Annotated in this window: 20 protein-coding genes; 7 read left to right on the top strand and 13 right to left on the bottom strand. The window is 62.9% G+C overall.

Annotated elements, in window-relative coordinates; translation table 11 throughout:
* Positions 1-237: 237 nt before the first annotated feature.
* A complete protein-coding gene (locus tag AB4Y34_RS17645) occupies positions 238-1,083 on the top strand; it encodes a glycosyltransferase family 2 protein (RefSeq protein ID WP_176109175.1) in 846 nt (281 codons plus the stop codon).
* A 66-nt stretch (positions 1,084-1,149) separates the two neighbouring features.
* Here the strand turns inward: AB4Y34_RS17645 and AB4Y34_RS17640 are convergent, their stop codons facing one another.
* Positions 1,150-1,479 carry a hypothetical protein gene (locus AB4Y34_RS17640; protein ID WP_176380789.1) on the bottom strand — a complete coding sequence of 110 codons (330 nt, stop codon included), beginning with the start codon at positions 1,477-1,479 and terminating at the stop codon, positions 1,150-1,152.
* 198 nt (positions 1,480-1,677) lie between these two features.
* Between AB4Y34_RS17640 and AB4Y34_RS17635 the strand changes: the two genes are divergently transcribed.
* Positions 1,678-2,610, top strand: a complete 933-nt coding sequence (locus tag AB4Y34_RS17635) for a recombination-associated protein RdgC (RefSeq protein WP_368716732.1) — start codon at positions 1,678-1,680, stop codon at positions 2,608-2,610.
* 3 nt (positions 2,611-2,613) lie between these two features.
* Here AB4Y34_RS17635 and AB4Y34_RS17630 read toward each other — a convergent pair whose 3' ends face one another.
* The 5 genes from AB4Y34_RS17630 to AB4Y34_RS17610 form a co-directional block, all read right to left on the bottom strand.
* Complete coding sequence (locus AB4Y34_RS17630; protein ID WP_368716731.1) at positions 2,614-3,471, bottom strand: FecR family protein; 858 nt, start codon at positions 3,469-3,471, stop codon at positions 2,614-2,616.
* A 592-nt stretch (positions 3,472-4,063) separates the two neighbouring features.
* Positions 4,064-5,284, bottom strand: coding sequence for an MFS transporter (locus AB4Y34_RS17625; RefSeq protein WP_368716730.1), 1,221 nt, complete (start codon positions 5,282-5,284; stop codon positions 4,064-4,066).
* Between the two features lie 86 nt (positions 5,285-5,370).
* Positions 5,371-5,844: a VOC family protein gene (locus AB4Y34_RS17620; RefSeq protein WP_176109171.1), complete on the bottom strand. Its 474-nt coding sequence runs from the start codon at positions 5,842-5,844 to the stop codon at positions 5,371-5,373.
* Positions 5,845-5,911: 67 nt separating this feature from the next.
* A complete protein-coding gene (locus AB4Y34_RS17615; protein ID WP_368716729.1) occupies positions 5,912-6,397 on the bottom strand; it encodes a VOC family protein in 486 nt (161 codons plus the stop codon).
* Between the two features lie 149 nt (positions 6,398-6,546).
* Positions 6,547-8,109, bottom strand: a complete 1,563-nt coding sequence (locus AB4Y34_RS17610; RefSeq protein WP_368716728.1) for an SH3 domain-containing protein — start codon at positions 8,107-8,109, stop codon at positions 6,547-6,549.
* A 158-nt stretch (positions 8,110-8,267) separates the two neighbouring features.
* Between AB4Y34_RS17610 and AB4Y34_RS17605 the strand changes: the two genes are divergently transcribed.
* Positions 8,268-8,693, top strand: a complete 426-nt coding sequence (locus tag AB4Y34_RS17605) for a molybdopterin-binding protein (protein WP_368598241.1) — start codon at positions 8,268-8,270, stop codon at positions 8,691-8,693.
* 36 nt (positions 8,694-8,729) lie between these two features.
* On the opposite strand, the gene AB4Y34_RS17600 is transcribed toward AB4Y34_RS17605, so the two are convergent.
* Positions 8,730-9,167, bottom strand: a complete 438-nt coding sequence (locus AB4Y34_RS17600) for a hypothetical protein (RefSeq protein ID WP_368716727.1) — start codon at positions 9,165-9,167, stop codon at positions 8,730-8,732.
* Positions 9,164-9,646, bottom strand: a complete 483-nt coding sequence (locus tag AB4Y34_RS17595; RefSeq protein ID WP_368613775.1) for a lysozyme — start codon at positions 9,644-9,646, stop codon at positions 9,164-9,166. The genes AB4Y34_RS17600 and AB4Y34_RS17595 overlap by 4 nt, the downstream gene beginning before the upstream one ends.
* Positions 9,647-9,932: 286 nt before the next feature.
* Here AB4Y34_RS17595 and AB4Y34_RS17590 point away from each other — a divergent pair, with 286 nt between their 5' ends.
* Both AB4Y34_RS17590 and AB4Y34_RS17585 read left to right on the top strand, forming a co-directional pair.
* Positions 9,933-10,433 carry a GAF domain-containing protein gene (locus AB4Y34_RS17590; RefSeq protein ID WP_368716726.1) on the top strand — a complete coding sequence of 167 codons (501 nt, stop codon included), beginning with the start codon at positions 9,933-9,935 and terminating at the stop codon, positions 10,431-10,433.
* Between the two features lie 202 nt (positions 10,434-10,635).
* Entirely contained in the window at positions 10,636-11,445 is an 810-nt protein-coding gene (locus tag AB4Y34_RS17585) for a mechanosensitive ion channel family protein (RefSeq protein ID WP_368716725.1), read from the top strand.
* An 18-nt stretch (positions 11,446-11,463) separates the two neighbouring features.
* Here AB4Y34_RS17585 and AB4Y34_RS17580 read toward each other — a convergent pair whose 3' ends face one another.
* Entirely contained in the window at positions 11,464-11,862 is a 399-nt protein-coding gene (locus tag AB4Y34_RS17580; protein WP_368716724.1) for a VOC family protein, read from the bottom strand.
* 570 nt (positions 11,863-12,432) lie between these two features.
* Here AB4Y34_RS17580 and AB4Y34_RS17575 point away from each other — a divergent pair.
* Entirely contained in the window at positions 12,433-12,948 is a 516-nt protein-coding gene (locus AB4Y34_RS17575; RefSeq protein WP_368716723.1) for a hypothetical protein, read from the top strand.
* A 17-nt stretch (positions 12,949-12,965) separates the two neighbouring features.
* On the top strand, positions 12,966-13,403 hold the full coding sequence (locus tag AB4Y34_RS17570) for a hypothetical protein (RefSeq protein WP_368716722.1): 438 nt from the start codon (positions 12,966-12,968) through the stop codon (positions 13,401-13,403).
* Between the two features lie 87 nt (positions 13,404-13,490).
* On the opposite strand, the gene rng is transcribed toward AB4Y34_RS17570, so the two are convergent.
* From rng to rsfS, 4 genes are all read right to left on the bottom strand, one after another.
* Positions 13,491-14,960, bottom strand: a complete 1,470-nt coding sequence (rng, locus tag AB4Y34_RS17565; RefSeq protein WP_176380798.1) for a ribonuclease G — start codon at positions 14,958-14,960, stop codon at positions 13,491-13,493.
* Between the two features lie 9 nt (positions 14,961-14,969).
* The gene (locus tag AB4Y34_RS17560) at positions 14,970-15,599 is read right to left on the bottom strand and encodes a nucleoside triphosphate pyrophosphatase (RefSeq protein ID WP_368716721.1); all 630 of its coding nucleotides are present in this window, start codon (positions 15,597-15,599) and stop codon (positions 14,970-14,972) included.
* Positions 15,600-15,857: 258 nt separating this feature from the next.
* Positions 15,858-16,328, bottom strand: coding sequence for a 23S rRNA (pseudouridine(1915)-N(3))-methyltransferase RlmH (rlmH, locus tag AB4Y34_RS17555; protein ID WP_090803715.1), 471 nt, complete (start codon positions 16,326-16,328; stop codon positions 15,858-15,860).
* Between the two features lie 36 nt (positions 16,329-16,364).
* The gene (rsfS, locus tag AB4Y34_RS17550; protein WP_176380801.1) at positions 16,365-16,814 is read right to left on the bottom strand and encodes a ribosome silencing factor; all 450 of its coding nucleotides are present in this window, start codon (positions 16,812-16,814) and stop codon (positions 16,365-16,367) included.
* Positions 16,815-16,816: the final 2 nt, after the last annotated feature.

Genomic DNA, 16,816 nt, shown 5'->3' with positions numbered 1-16,816 from the left:
ACGCCGGACCATTTGAGGTTTTCAAGACGGCAGAGCGATCCGGATTATAACCATGCCCTACCTTGCGGAATGCTTGCTGCCGCACGCGGTAAGGTACCGCCGGCCCGCGGTATTCGGCGTGGCGGCGGCAGGCGGCGCCTGTCGTGCGCGCAGGCGGGGGGCGGTACAATCGCGCGACATTCATGGCCGGCGCGCGGCGCATGCCGCGCCCCGCGCCCAGCACAACGGACCGACTCGATGTTCTCAATCATCATCCCGACCTGGAACAACCTGCCTTATCTGCGCCTCGTGATCAAAAGCCTGCGCCGTCATTCGACGTATCCGCACCAGATCATCGTGCACGTCAACGACGGTTCGGACGGCACGCTCGCGTGGGTGCGCGACGAGGGCATCGAGCATACGGCGTCGCCCGGCAATATCGGCATCTGCCACGCGGTCAATATCGCGGCGGCGCGCGCGACGCAGGACTACATCGTCTACATGAACGACGACATGTACTGCTGCCCGGGATGGGATGAAGCGCTCGTCAAGCGTCTCGCGCAGATGCCGGCCGACAGGCTGTTCATGTTGTCGGGCACGATGATCGAGCCGGTCGATTCGGGCAATCCGTGCGTGGTCGTGCGCGACTTCGGCCGCGATGCCCAGGTGTTTCGCGCCGACGAGCTGGTCGCTGCCGCGCCCAGTCTCGTGCGTGCCGACTGGCGCGGTGCGACGTGGCCGCCGACGCTCGTGCACCGCGACTGGTGGTTCAAGGTGGGCGGCTACAGCAGCGAGCTGAGCCCCGGCATGAGCAGCGACAACGATTTCTCGATGAAGCTGTGGGACGCGGGCTGCCGCGTGTTCGTCGGCGTCGGCGACAGTCTCGTCTATCACTTCCAGCAGAAGAGCACCGGCAAGATCGTGAAGAACGACGGCCGTCGCCAGTTTCTCAACAAGTGGGGGATGACGCAGGCGACGTTCGACCGCTATTACCTGCGCCGCGGCACCGCCATCGACGGTGCGCTCGCGGTCAGCGAGCCGGAGCGCACCGGCCGGCTGCGCCGGGCGCTGCTGAAGTCGCGCATCAAGCGTGCGTTGGGCTGACGGGCGCCGAACCGAAAACGGCGGCTCGACTCGCTGCGGGTGTCACTGCGGGTGTCGCCTCGGGTGTCAAACGCCGCCCGTCACGAGCGGCAGCACCGTCAGGTCCGGATGCGTGCCGTCGACGATGCTGCGTCCCACGTGCACCGCTTCGTAGAGCGCGTCGTCGACACTCGCGAAGCTCTCCTCGCCATCCGCGTGAAACGGCACCGCATGGCCGGGAAGCTGGGGATTGGCGCCCGGATGACAGACGTAGCCTAGATACGTGTAGCGACTCTTTTGCGTGGCCGCCGCGTCGGCGGCATGCGCCGGGTCCGGCGGGTCTTTCGGAACAGGTGACACGTGTATCTCGAAGCCCTCGTATTGCACCGTTTGCCAACTTGCGGTTTGGTCGGCCATGACCGCCTCCGTCTAGTCTGTCCTGTCCAAAAGTCTAGGTGATTTGCCGCCAAAACGCGCGGATGCGCGGGCCTGTAGTCGGAAGATTTTTTGCTTTATTTCTGAAAATCGGCAGTATTCACGATCGCGTCGGCCAGAACGCCCCGTCTGGTTTTGGTCGGATAAAATGCTGCGCTTTGCCTAAATCCGACTTCGCTCATGTGGTTCAAAAACCTTCAGCTGCACCGTCTGCCCGCTCCGTGGTCCGTCACCCCTGAACAGATGCAGAAGTGGCTCGCGCCGTACGCGTTCGCGCCCGGCCAGAGCGTCGAGATGCAGGCCCAAGGGTGGGCGCCGCCGCGCGACGGCGACTCGCTCGTCTACGCAATGAACGGTCAGATGCTGCTGACCTTCCGTGCCGAGAAGAAGCTGCTGCCCGCGTCGGTGGTCACCCAGATCACGCGCGAGCGCGCGGCCGAGCTCGAGGAGCAGCAGGGCTTCAAGCCGGGCCGCAAGCAGATGCGCGACCTGAAGGAGCAGGTCACCGACGAGTTGCGCCCGCGCGCATTCAGCATCCGCCGCGATACGCGCGTGTGGATCGATTGCACGAATGGCTGGCTCGTGATCGACGCGGCGTCGCAGGCGCTCGCCGACGATGTGCGCGGTCTGCTCGTCAAGTCGATCGACCAGTTGCCGCTGATGACGGTGCGCGTCGCGCAGTCGCCGGTCGCGGCCATGACCGGCTGGCTGCTCGACGGCGACGCGCCGGCGGGTTTCACGCTCGATCAGGACACCGAGCTGCGTTCGCCCGCCGAGGGCAACGCGACGGTCCGCTATGTCGGACATGCGCTGGACGCCGAAGACATGCGCCGCCACATCGAGGCAGGTAAGCAATGCATGCGGCTGGCGATGACGTGGAACGATCGCGTGTCGTTCGTGCTGACGCCGTCGCTGACGATCAAGCGCATCGCGCCGCTCGACGTGCTCAAGGAAGCGAGCGATCCGACCGCGCAGAACGACGACGAACGCTTCGATTCCGACGTCGCGCTGATGACGGCCGAACTCGACCGCATGCTGCGCGATCTGATCGATGCAATCGGCGGCGAGCAGGGCGAGCAAGGGTTCGCGTTGCCGCAGGCCGTGGCGGCTTGAGCGTCAGATTCTCGTGCTGTCGAGCGCTTCGACGAGGGTCCAGTAAGGCGTGATCGAGCGCAGACGGATCGGGTAGATCCGCTGCAGCAGCGCGAGCGTGGCGTCGCTATCGGTGAGCTGAAAGATGCCCGACACGCGCAGATCGGCGACGTCGGCGGCACAGCGCAACACGCCGGCGTGATAGCGCGCGAGTTCATCGACGAGCTCCGCGATACGCATGTCGTTCGCGTAGAGCAGGCCACGCGTCCACATCGCCTCGCGTGGGTCGAGCGTGAGCGGCGCCGCGATGCCGTCGCGCGTGAACCTGCACCATTGGTCCTGCGTCAGCATCAGCGCCGCGGTGGCTGCCGGCGTCGCCAACGCGTCGCCGCGAAACGCAGCCACGCGCGTGAAACCATCCCGTTGCTGCACACTGAACTGCGCGCCACGCGCTTCGACGACGCCTTCGGCCGTTTGCACGAGTAAAGGCGCATGAGTCGTTCGGGTGCCAGCGGTGCCGCGGACATCGCTCACGGGCCGCACCATGATTTCCCCTTCAAGCAGATCAACGCGGCGAACGTTCGCTTCGAACGCGACGTCGATCGCGCTCGCGCTGCCCAGCGTGATCTGGGAGCCATCCGCGAGCAGTATGTCGTGCAGTTCGCCGGTCGCGGTGCGGAAGTCGGCGGTCCATGTGCGCCACGGCGGGCGGCTCGCGAGCCAGCCCGCGGGCGCGGCGATGGCGAGCCACGTCAGTGCCTTCAGCGCGCGTCGCCGTCCCGCCGACACGCCGACAACCCCCGCGTCTTCGCGTAGCGCGGTGCCGGCTTCGCGCCGCAATTCATGATTGGCCGATCTTTCAGTATTCGACTCGCGAAGCATTTTGATTAAATGTGCTGCATTCTGAACGCAATTGACAGATGTGATTTATCAATTGAATTTTGCAAATCACATTTAACAATTCATGCCTATTGAATTGCCTATTTCAGGTTGAATGTGAACCTGAGTTCACATCGGGGTTACGCACGCACACCCGGTAATCTCAGATCAGGCAGACACATTGTCACCGATACAAAAAAACTGCGCTGCATGTGGCTTTACTTTTTCATGAATGCTTAGCCGTGAAATACGCCTATTTGCGCAGCACGCGAACGTAGCCTTTTCGTCATGAATTACAGTGTGCCGGGTTTGGCTGACGGGTGTGTGAAGCCGGCTGAGACTATCCGCTGGGCCACGCGGATCATCGCCGTCCTGCGCGCGGGCGAGTTCCCGGTTGCGTTGCAACCTGTCATGCATCATGACTTCCGTTCGAGCATGAACCCCGGTAAAACTCCGTGCGCTGCCGCACCTTCGATGCAGACGAAAAAACGACAGCCGTATCAAAGGCTTGCGGCTTTTCCCGGGAAGTTATGCACAGATTTGCCAACAAAAACTGTGGGTAACTTTGCGCGTGTCGTCGTGCGTCGAAGCGCGGTCAGTCTTCGAGCGCCCACGCGCGCTTGCGGCGCAGCAGCGCCGAGCCGATCGATACCGCGGCGCCGATGCCGCCCATCGTCAGCGACAGCGCGACGATCAGTGGGCCCGTTTGCGTACGAGCGGAGAACACGCCGACCAGCAGGCCGGCGAGCGGCTGCGTCAGATTGTTCAGCAAAATCGCGACGCCGATCGTCTTGCCGTAGTCCTCGGGCGGAATGATCTGCAAACGCGCGCTGCGGATGTACACGTTGAACATCTTGTCGAAGCCGACGATCAGCAGAAAGCCGAGCGCATAGCCCCACGGCGACGCGCTCGCGCCCGCGATCACGCCGCCCGCGCAGATCGTCACGAACGCGACGAGACCGAGCACGCGCGCGGGCCAGCCGGCGCGCGCCACCGTCAGCAGCACCAGCACCGTGGCGACGGCGCCGGCCGTTTGCAAAGCTGCGTAGTAGCGATTGGATTGCGCATGCAAGCCCGTCACCATCGCCGCCGATGTCGCGAGCGTGACACCGATGACGAGGTTCTCCGCGGCCGCGAGCATGATGACCTTTTTCAGGCCTGGCAGCGTCCACACGTGCTTGAGCGCGATGCGCAGCGGCGTGCTCCAGCGAGCGGCGCGCGCTAGCGATTGAGCGGACCCGGGCGAGCGCGCGCGAAAACCGCTCAGTCGCTGCCAGACCAACAGCGCCGCGTCGGCGCACAGAAACAGCACGCCGGTCGCGGCGACCACCCATTCCCAACGCCACACACCAAGCAGCAGCGCGGCGAGCATCGGCCCGAGCACGAAGCCGAGCTGGTCGGCCAGTTGCGAATAAGCGAGCACTTTCTGGATCTGCTGCGTGCTGAAGATCTGCGGCAGCATCACCTCCCGCGCGACGAGCCCCTGGCTCGTCAGCACGCCGCACGCGGCCGACAGCGCGATCAGCCAGCCGATGCCGCCGAACAGCGCATACGCGGCGATACCACCGAAGCACGCGAGGGCTCGCACTGCCTGGCTCAGCCGCATCAGACGCAGCGGCGGGAAGCGGTCGCAGAGTGCGCCGAAGAACGGGAACACGAGGTAGCGCGGCAGCGTCTCGATGAAGAACGCGAGGCCCGACCATGAAACCTGGCGCGTCGTTTGATAGACGACGAGCGGCACCAGAAAGAGCAGGATCTGCTCGGCGAGACGCGCGATGAACAACGAGCAGAAGAAAGCCTGATGGTTGACGCGCACCGTGGTTGTCTCGCCGTGTTGGGGTCGAGTCCGATCCTATCAAAAGATCGCGCAAGCGAGGGAAGGCGGGCGCTCGCTGCCCGGTCCTACTCGCCGCGATACGCCTGTTCCAGCGGCGCGATATCGAGCTTGACCATCTTCATCATCTGCGCCATCACGCGACTTGCCTTCGCGCGATCCGGATCGCGCAACATCTGCAGCAGCACGTTCGGCGTGATCTGCCACGATACGCCGAAGCGGTCCCGCAGCCACCCGCAGGCCACCGGCTCGCCGCCGTCGAGCAGCTTCGACCAGTAGCGGTCGACTTCTTCCTGCGAGTCGCAGTGAACCATCAGCGAGATGGCCGGCGTGAATTTATATTGCGGGCCACCGTTCAGTACCATGAACTCCTGGCCTTCGATTTCGAAGGTGACGGCGACGACCTCGCCCGCCGGTCCGGGGCCGGCGTCCGTGGAGTGCAGCGTAGTGGCGATGCGCGAAGCCGGAAACACCGACGTGTAGAACTCCGCGGCTTCTTCCGCATTGCCGTCGAACCACAGGCACGGCGCGATTTTCTGCATGGCGTTGCTCCTTCGGGACGGGTGTCGGTGGGGCCGGGCGTGCGTTCGCCCGACGCCCACCTTCAGCTCACTTCTTCTCTTGGGACGAACAATCCATCGCGGCCATCGCCTTCTGGATTTCCTCGGCGCTAAGGTCGCGCTTGTGCGTCGCGAGCGACCAGCTGTGGCCGAACGGGTCTTTGACCTGGCCATAGCGGTCGCCCCAGAACATATCGGTGACGGGCATCGTGACGGTCGCACCTGCGTCGACCGCCTGTTTGAAACTTGCGTCGACGTCCGGTACGTAGTGGTGAATCGTGACCGGCGTGCCCTTCAGCGTGTTCGGGCCGAAGGTTTGGTGCTCGGGCCATTCGTCGGTCAGCATCAGCATCGAGTCGCCGATTTTCAGGGTCGCGTGCATCACCTTGCCGTCGGGGCCCGGCAGACGGACCTGTTCGACGGCGTTGAAGGCTTTCGTGTAGAACGCGATCGCTTCGGCGGCGTTCTTGCAGATCAGGTACGGCGTGAGCGAGTGCATCCCTTCCGGGATTGGTTTGACTGCGGCGCTGGACATGACGGTGACTCCTTGAAGTAACGGTTCCTCAGTGGAAAGACCGGCTGCGTGAGCTGGGTCTTCAACGTTACGACGAGTTTGTGACCGTTGGATCGACACTCCGGGAAAAATATTTTCGGGCCCGGGCGAGGGCAAGTCGCCGTTGTCATTCACCCCGCCGGATTGTCCTCGTCCGCAGGCGGCGCGGACGACGGCGCCACGCTGCCGGCCGGTGCGCCGAGGATGCTGATCTGGAACGTCCGCGTCGCGGCGAGCGACTGCAGCGTCGCGTCCTCGGCGATGCGCTCGTCGAGCGGCAGGATTACCGAGCCACCAATCACCGCGCGCCGGCTGTTGTCGGCCGGACGCAGGCCCCACACGTCCTGATAGACGACCGGGACCGTGGCGCCGTTGCGCGTCGTGTTGCCGAGGTACAGCATCACGTGGCCGCCGATGTAGATCAGCGTGCGCAGCGGCACGCCATGCCGCGCCAGATAGTCGAGCCGCTCGGCGGGCGTCGAGTCCGACAGATCGATCATGCGGCCGGCGCTCATCTGCGTCGACGAATGGCGTGGCAGCCACACGCCGAACGCCGCGAAGATGCTTTGCAGTTCCGACGAACAATCGTTGTAGAGGCCGCTGTTCCCCCAGCCGTACGGCCGGCCGATCAGCGCCTTCAACAGCATCGCGAGATGGCGCGGTGTCGCGGTGAGCGGCATCGGCGTGATCTGCGTGGTGTCGAGCGACGCGGTGCGGATCAGCGCGCGGCCGTCGACGTCGCGCGCGGGAACGAGTAGCTGGAGCGCCCCTGCGTTGGTGCTGGTCGCGGCTGGCGATGCCGAGCCACCCGTCAGCAGCGGCAGCATCGTCCCGGCCGGCGCGTTGAAGCGGAATACGTCGCGGCTGTCGTTGACCGCCGCCGACGCGGCGATCACCGCGCCCAGCGACTTGCCGGCCGCCGCGCGCCATTGATCGATGAAACGATCGTCGGCGAACGCCACGCCGTCGCTGCGCACCCAGCCCTGCACGTCGGGCGTCTGCACGTAGTGCCATGCACCGTCGACGCTGCCGCCGAGCACATAGAGCGGCGTACCCGGCCGCACCGCCGAAATCTGCAGGTTGTCGAACGGATAGCCTTCGCCAGCCAGGTGACGGTCGTAGAACGACGGATCGGTGGTTGGCAGTTCGCGCACCATCAGGTTGCCGGTCGCGATCGCGCGCCGCTCGGGCTGATACACCGGCGCTTGCGTGAATTGCGCGACGTTGATGTTGCGCGCGATCGCGTCGATCCACGCTTTGTCGTGCGGCCGGAAGTTTTCGCCGTAACCGATGACGCTGCGATGCTTGCCGCTGTTGTCGAACTTGTCGATGCGGCGCTGTTGCAGTGCGGCAATGTCCTCGCCCTGCTCGCGAAACACGCGTGCGCTCACCCAGGCGGGATTCCATGGCGACGGCGCGTTCTCGCCCGTGCCGAAGTAGCGCGCGAACAGCGCGTCGAAGTGTGCGCGCTGCTCGGCGGCGCTGAGAAACGGCCGATCGTAGTCGGGGCTGTTCGGATCGAGCCAGTGATCGACGTTCTGGTCGTAATGGGCGAGCGGAAACAGCGTGACGTTATCGACGAAAGCGTGCGTGCCATGCGGCGGCGTTGGCGTGCCGCACGCGACGAGCATCGTAACGGCGGCGCATAGCATGGCGGTGCGGCAGGCACGGCCGGAGAGAACGGCGACAGGCATAAAGATTCGGCGTATGAGGTGCAAGGCCACGATGATACGGTGCCGGCGATACCCGCGGCGCATTGGATGTTTGGTGGCGGCGCGCGCGGCATCCGCTACACTCGATTTGTCCGTCTACCCGCGCGTTGCCACGCGCTTCAATCGACAGGGAGCACGCTATGAAAACCAGCGCCCGCAATCAGTTCAGCGGCGAAATCACTGACGTCACGCACGGTGCCGTCAACGACGAAGTCACGCTGCGCACGTCGGACGGTCTCGAGATCGTCGCGATCATCACGCACGGCAGCGCGAAATCGCTCGGGCTCGCGGCTGGCAAGCAGGCGTTTGCGCTCGTGAAGGCATCGTCGGTGATCGTGATGGTCGATGTCGCGAAGCACCAGGTGTCGGCGCGCAACTGCGTCGAAGGGACCGTCGCGGCCGTCACGAAGGGCGCGGTCAATTCGGAAGTGACGATCAGTGCAGGTGGCGCACAGATCGCGGCGATCATCACGAACGACAGCGTGGAGCGTCTTGGCCTCGCGAGCGGCAAGACGGCGACGGCGATTTTCAAGGCGTCGAGCGTGATTATTGGGGTCGATCAGTAGCAGGCCTAGGCCTCTGGGACGGTACTCAGCGAGCTCTCACTGATCCCGTAGCGCGCGAACGATGATGCCGTCCCACCCAAACACAATCCTGTGAGCGTCCATCCGGAAAACCGCAAAACAATTGTCGCTATCTACGACAACAGTTGTAGCGGGCAATCCGGTTTCATTCACGCGAAGCCCGAACTGATTCTTCAACGCCGAAAGCGTGTCGATTCGTTTGACGGTAAAACCTGTGTTCGGCTGGCAGGTTTCACTGTCGAAGCTCATGGATTGCGGCGTAATTGTCATTCTCATGCCGAGAATCCTTTTTGCTTCGGGGATGCCACCAGAAATATCGGCGTAGTCAACTACATCGGTCACGATCCAATTGCCGACGAAATCATTAATCGTCGCGTGCGGTGTTTGTGCCGCGCACACGCTCGCCGAGGCGGCCAGTGTGAGAGCCACATATGCAAAAATCTTGTGGCCTGTCATTGTGCGGACTGCCGGAAGGGCGCGGATTCTCGTTGGCGGCGGCTCGTTAGTCCCCGGCTTCTCTTCGCAGGACCGATCTTTCGGCCATTGCGATCGCGCGGGGTAATCATCACATTGAGCATCATTTTTTCTGCGACGGCTGTCATGTTTCCGGTATTTGCGGGACCTAGCGCGTCGCGTGTGTTCTGGCGTGACGAGTTATAAGCAAAAGACACGGCAGCATCGAACTGTGCCTGAGTCAATTCGTACTGCGTGACCACGGTTTTAACTGCTGCCTCTGCCTCACGAACCCGATTTCGCAGAATAGTGTTTGCCTCTTCGGGAACAACCGTTCGCGCTAGTTCCTCCGCCGTACACGGACCGAAGTGGGCTAATGTGCCGATGCCCCAAGTGCAATTGCCATTCTTTGGTGCATCGTTGTAGTAGCGCATAACGACGCCTTCATTTATACGAAGGGCGGTATAGCCTGCTTCACTCATGGATTTATCTGAATTTGCGTTTGGCATCGAGTATCTTAAAAAAGCAGATCGAATGGAGTGAGTAATATAACAAAAATAGAACTCGCAAAAATCATTTTGAGTTAAAATAATGCGAAATGAGTTATTTATAATATTGAGATAGAAACTAAAAAGGGCAAATTGAGAACTGGAAGGGACGCGAGCATAGACGCGCGGCGTGTGTCACCCCGTTCGACTTCCGCGCGCGGGGATTTCGCTTGCTTTAAACTTCACCGTTTACCCTCCCGCTCTGCTCACGGACACCGTCATGTTCCAAGTTTCCTCCACCTCGCATCTGCCGAAAGCCGCGCAATATGAAGAACTGGTTGCGCAGGCGCGCGCGCTGCTGGCCGGCGAAACGGACTGGATCGCCAACGCCGCGAACTTCTCGTCGTTCGTCTTTCATTCGTTGAGCGATCTGAACTGGGCCGGCTTTTACTTTCACGACGGCCGCGAACTGGTGGTCGGCCCGTTCCAGGGCAAGCCCGCGTGCGTGCGCATTGCACTCGGCAAGGGCGTCTGCGGTACGGCCGCGCAAACCCGTCAGACCCAGGTCGTGCGCGACGTGCAGGAGTTTCCCGGTCATATCGCATGCGATTCCGCGTCGCAATCGGAAATCGTCGTGCCGCTCGTCGCGCCCGACGGTACGCTGATCGGCGTGTGGGATGTCGATAGCCCAATCGTCGCGCGCTTCGACGAGGAGGACGCGAAGGGCATGCAAGCGTTGTGCGCGGTGTTCATCGAGGCAGCGCTGCCCCGCGGCGTGTAACGTCGCGAATCGCGCCGAGCACGGCGCGCAGCATTGAAGCGCAGATCGTCCATCTCAATCTTTGAGACGCTCGAGCGCATCTTCTTGATGCCGTCGAGATCGACGGCCGGTTAGCAAGTCACGTACCGCATCTTGCGACGGATGGACAGGAACGCGTCGTGCTTGCTCTGCATCGGTATCGATCAAGCGGACCAAGCCGACGATGAACGACTCCCTCTACCGTTTCTTTCATCTTCAGCCGTCACTGCTCGTCACGCTGACACACGACGTCGTCCATATCGCGATTGCCGTGCTGATCGTCGTGGTCGGCTGGTGGTTGTCGAACCGCGTCGGCGCGATGTTCGCGAAGGCGCTCGCGCGCACGCGCGCGGACCCGACCCTGGCGCCGATGCTGGCCGCGATGGGCACGTGGGCCGTGCGCGTGCTCGCCTTCATCGCGGCGCTCGGTGAAGTCGGCATCGCGACCGCGAGCGTATTGGCCGTGCTCGGCGCGGCTGGCCTCGCGATCGGCCTCGCGCTGCAAGGCACGTTGCAGAACATCGCGGCCGGCATGATGCTGCTGTTGCTGCGACCGTTTCGCGTCGGCGACGTGATCGAAGGCAGCGGCGCCGCGGCTGGCATCGTCCGCGAGGTGGGGCTCTTCACGACGCGGATCGAACGCGGCGACGGCAACATCGTGTTCGTGCCGAATAGCCAGATCTGGAGCAATCCGGTGATCAACTACAGTTGTGGCGGCACGCAGCGCATCGAGGTCGACGTGGAACTCGCGCAGCGCAAGGACGTGGATGCGGCGATCGGGCAACTGCAGAAGCTCGTGGCCGACGAGCCGCGTGTGCTGAGCGGTTCGACGCTTGCACCGGTGGTGTCGGTCGCGGATTATCCGGTGCATGGCGGCGCGACATTAAGGATCGCCGCGTGGGTCAGGTCGTCGGATGCGTCGTTGGCTGGCGGCGATCTGCATGACCGGGCGCAGGCCGTATTGGAGCAGGCGGGGTGTGAGGTGGCGGCTTAGGCCTGGAGAGGTTTGGGTTTAGGGTTTCGCGGCATGGCACACGGCCTCGATGCGATTGCCGGCCGGGTCGATCAGAAATGCGGCGTAGTAGCCGGGGTGATAGTGGGGCCTCAAGCCGGGCTGGCCGTCGGATTTGCCGCCGGTCGAGAGTCCCGCTTTGAAGAATGCATCGACATGCTCGCGGGACGGCGCTTTGAAGCACCAGTGACGTTTGTTTTCTGTTATTTCATTTGGATCGAGATACACGGCCAGATAGGTCGATGAGCTGTCGTCGATCGTGCAACGCTCGCCGTAGCCCAAGGCGGTGGGACGGTCGAAGACTTTGCTCGTGCCGAGAGCTGACATGATGGCGTCGTAGAAAGGGCGGGCTGCCTCGATGTCGGGAACGCCGATCGATACGTGATCAAGAAGTTGCATTAGATGTCTCCCTCTGGAAGTTGCGCTGAGTTTATACGTTCGACTCGTTGCAACAGGCATTTCCAAACTCAATCGCCGGGGTCTTGTTCCATTGGGGTGGGGCCGGCTCATGCCACAATCTGTCTGGACTCCAGCGCGCTTCGACGCGCGCATGGCGATGCTTTATTGGTTCCGCGTGGTCGACCAGCAAACTAAAGAGTGTCATCGATTGTTTCGATTCTATCGCGCTGTCTCCAGCCTTATGCTACGTATACCCGTTTCAAATCGATCTGGCGGGGTGACGCATGTTGATGGGGTTGCAGACCGATGGCGATTGACTTCAAAGCTGGGGCCAACCGAAACTGCAAGCTTTACACGCGCCACGAATATCGTGGCAACACGAGGAGCGACGAGGCGCGCGCCGGCCGTCAGATCATTCTTTCGGCACGCTCGTGGGAGCTGACGCGCGACGCACGCCAGCTAGCGCAGCTCACCGGCTTCATGCGAAGCGTACGTGGCCGCGGGTCCGCGAGCGGTCCCGCGCCGGAGCAGTTGATCCGTGCGCTACAGTCCGCCGTCGAAAGCGGCGATGTGATCGCAGTCGTGTCAAAGCGGCAAGCTTCGGGCGCGAACGGCGCTCCTGGCGAACAGGAAATCCGGCCGTACTATGCGACCGTCACGCCGTCGCAGCTATTCCGGCGCGCGGTGCCCGTTGAGAGTGTCGGGCGCTCGCTACAGCGGCCGAAATTGCCGAGACTGGCGGCTGACGATGGCCTCGCGATCTGGTTCGCCCGCCCGGGCGACATGTTGCCCGATGGAACGATTGCTACGCCGGTATCAACGCCGCTTGGCGATGCGCAGGCGTTCGACTATCAGCCGGATATGCCGGCGGGCGTTTCCTTCGAGATCGCCAAGACTCCAAACCATGGCGAGCCGGGCACGTGGTACACGAATGCGGGCAGCGGGCAGATGCGTCTGTACGGGGACGATGGGAAGGCGGTTGTCGATTTTGATTTTGACCATGACCATGGTCAAGGCATCCCTCACGCGCACAATTGGGATCGCGGAGTACGAGGCCCAAGCCTACCTTTTTCCCTGTTGCCGTGAGTTTTATGGGAGCTTATATGGACACGGGTACATACACCGATATTCGGAACGTTACGGACTTTCCAAGTTTTCACGACGCGGAGCTAGTTGGGATTGACCATGATCCCCTCGCACGTGCCTTGGAACTTCGCTTTCGCCGGGTTGGCGGTGAAGTCGAAGAGCTAAGATTTTCTGGCGTGATCGGGCAACGCATGATTGATTTCGCCGGGCAGAATGTCGTGTCCAGGCTTTTGATCTCGCCGCGGTACGCGTTTTCGCTCGCGGAGGTTCGGATGTGGATCCAGTGGATCGATAGTCGCGACGACTCGAAGGGGACCACGCTCAGCGAGCAGAAGGGTGATGAGTACGTCCAGAAACTGAGGGCTGGAGCTCGCCTGTTATTTGTTCTCGAGCCGTCGTGTGGTGCTGAAATGGCCGTGCTTTGCGAATCACTTACGCTAAAGGCGAGAATCTGAATCGGGTGCTGACAAGAACATCGAAAAGCTGATGCGGGCACTTCGCCCAGACCGGTGTGAATGATCCGGCCCGATCCGGTGCAATACCTACATCAGCACAATATCGTACTGCTCCTGACTCAAATTCGACTCCACCTGCAACGACACCGGCTTGCCGATGAAATCGATCAGCATCGCCAGATGCTGCGACTCTTCCTCGAGAAACAGATCGATCACCTGCTGCGAAGCGACCACACGAAACTCGCGCGGATTGAACTGCCGTGACTCGCGCAGAATCTCGCGCAACACGTCATAGCACACCGTGCGCGCGGTCTTCACCTGCCCCTTGCCCTGGCAAACCGGGCACGGTTCGCACAGCACATGCGCGAGCGACTCACGCGTACGCTTGCGTGTCATCTCGACGAGCCCGAGCTGCGAGAAGCCATTGACGGTCACCCGCGTGCGATCGCGCGACAACGCCTTCTTCAATTCTCCTAGCACCTGGTCGCGATGCTCGGCGTTTTCCATATCGATGAAATCGATGATGATCACGCCGCCCAGGTTGCGCAGCCGCAATTGCCGCGCGATGGTATGCGCGGCCTCGAGGTTGGTCTTGAAGATCGTGTCGTCGAAGTTGCGCGCGCCGACGTAACCGCCGGTGTTCACATCGATCGTCGTCATCGCCTCGGTCTGGTCGATCACGAGGTAGCCCCCCGACTTCAGGTCCACGCGACGCGACAGCGCGCGCTGAATCTCGGCCTCGATGTTGTAGAGATCGAATAGCGGCCGCTCGCCGGTGTAGTGATGCAGCTTCGACGATACCGCCGGCGTGAATTCGGTCGCGAAATCGGCGAGCATCTGATGCGTCTCGCGTGAATCGACCTGGATGCGCGACGTTTCATCGTTGACGAAATCGCGCAGCACGCGCTGCGCGAGATTCAGATCCTGGTAGAGCAGGCTGGTGGGCGGCATGCGCTGCGCCTGCGACAGAATCGTCGCCCACGTCTTGCGCAGATACGCGACATCGGCGGCAAGCTCTTCGCTCGTCGCATCCTCGGCGATCGTGCGCACGATGTAGCCGCCTTTCTCGTCGGCGGGCAGCACGGCGGTCAGTCGCGCGCGCACGGCCTCGCGCTCGGCCTCGCTCTCGATCTTCTGCGAGATGCCGATGTGCGGTTCCTGCGGCAGATAAACGAGCGTGCGCCCGGCGATGCTCACTTGCGTGGACAGCCGCGCGCCCTTCGTGCCGATCGGGTCCTTGACGACCTGCACCATCAGCGTCTGACCTTCGAAGACGATTTTTTCGATCGGCTGATGCGGCGCTTGATGTTGCGCTTCGCCGGCAATGCGCGGATGCCAGATGTCGGCGACGTGAAGGAACGCAGCGCGTTCGAGGCCGATGTCGATGAACGCCGATTGCATGCCAGGCAGCACGCGCACGACCTTGCCGAGATAGACATTGCCGACGCGCCCGCGCGACAGCGTTCGTTCGACATGAAGTTCCTGGACGGCGCCCTGTTGAACGAGCGCGACGCGCGTTTCCTGCGGCGTGACATTGATCAGGATTTCTTCATTCATGGTGTTGTTCTAGAAGTCGATGCGCGCTGCACGCAGGAGGGCAGCGGTTTCAAAAAGCGGCAAACCCATGATACCCGAATAGGACCCGTCTATATGCTCGATAAACTCCGCCGCGCGTCCCTGCACGCCATAGGCACCCGCCTTGCCGAGCGGCTCTCCGCTCGCCGCATAGCGACGCAACGCGTCTGCGTGCACTGCAGCAAAACGCACCTTCGACACCGACAACGCCGCCGGCAGCAGCGCGCCGTCGGCATCGATCACGGCGAGCGCGGTCAGCACTTCGTGCGTGCGGCCCGCGAGGCGCGTGAGCATCGCGACCGCATCGTCGGCATCGATGGGCTTGCCGAGAATCGCGTCGTCGATCGTGACGGTGGTGTCGGCGACGAGGATCGGCCGCACCGCGCGACCAGCGGCCACGAGACGCGCGCGCGCCGCAAGCGCTTTCGCAATGCATACGCGCCGCACGTAGTCGCGCGCGTGTTCGCCGGGCCGTTCGGCTTCGAGCGCTTCGGCGTCTTCATCGGGGCGCGGCAGCAGCAATTCGAAACGCACGCCGAGCTGTTGCAGCAGCTCCTGGCGGCGCGGGCTTTGCGAGGCGAGGTAGACGAACGGATGCAGCGAAGCGGTGGGCGTGGGCATGAACGGGTCTCGGTGGAGCGGGGAACGGATGGCGTGGCGGCGGTGAACGCGGATGGGCGTGGAAGAGCGGGCGGGGCGAGCTTGATTCGGCGACGCGATCGATGCGCCGAATCCATTCATGGCATCGATGCGCGGCGCGTCGGGCGCATCATCGCATGAAGTGGCGGCAATGCGTTCAAGAAGCGTATCGACCAGAGCACCCGCGACGTGCCATCAACAACGAAGGGTTGCAAGGCGTCGCCGCGCTGGCTCCGGCACTCACGCGCGATGATACGGGTGATTTTGCGTGATGGTCCACGCACGGTAAAGCTGTTCGGCCAGCAGCACGCGCACCATTGCGTGCGGCAGCGTGAGGCTCGACACGCGCAGCATCATATCGGCGCGTGCTTTCAGCTCGGGATCGAGACCGTCCGCGCCGCCGATCAGAAAGGCCACGTCGCGGCCGTCCTGCTGCCAGCCCGGCAACGCGCCCGCGAACTGCATCGTGGTCCAGTCCTTGCCGCGTTCGTCGAGCGCGACGATGCGCGCGTTCTTCGGCAACGCGGCTTCGATCTTCTGCCGCTCGGCGGCCATCACGCTTTCGGCCGAACGGCCCGACGAGCGCTGCTCCGGTTTGATCTCGCGCAGCTCGATGCGCAGCTCGGGCGGCATGCGCTTCGCGTATTCGTCGAAGCCGGTCGCGATCCAGTCCGGCATCTTGTGGCCGACGGCGAGGATATGCAGTTTCATTGCGACGAAAGTAGCGGTGTGGCCGACACGCACCGCTTACTTGCGGCGCGCGCTAGTCTTGCGCGCGGGCTTCGCGGCAGGCAAATCCTCGTCTTCCTCGTCGTCGGGCTCGCTTGCACGCGCGCCGCCGAACGGACTCGGCGTAGACAGCTTGATGCGCACCGGCTTGTCGCCCCAGATTTCCTCGAGGTTGTAGTACTGGCGCAGCGCCGGCTGCAGGATGTGGACGATCGCGTCGCCGCAATCGACCAGCACCCATTCGCCGATGTCCTCGCCCTCGGTGCTGACGATCTCGCCGCCGGCTTCCTTCACGCCTTCGCGCACGCTCGACGCGAGCGCCTTGGTTTGCCGGTTCGACGTGCCACTCGCGACGATCACGCGATCGAACAGCGAGGTCAGATGGGTGGTGTTGAACACTTTGATGTCTTGCGCCTTGACGTCTTCGAGAGCGTCGACGATTACGCGCTGCAGTTTGCGAATATCCATGG

It is taken from the genome of Paraburkholderia sp. BR10954, assembly GCF_040965775.1.
In the GTDB taxonomy this organism is placed as follows: Bacteria; Pseudomonadota; Gammaproteobacteria; order Burkholderiales; family Burkholderiaceae; genus Paraburkholderia; species Paraburkholderia youngii.
Note: the sequence above shows the minus strand (reverse complement) of the source record. Positions and strands in the feature narration are given on the sequence as shown.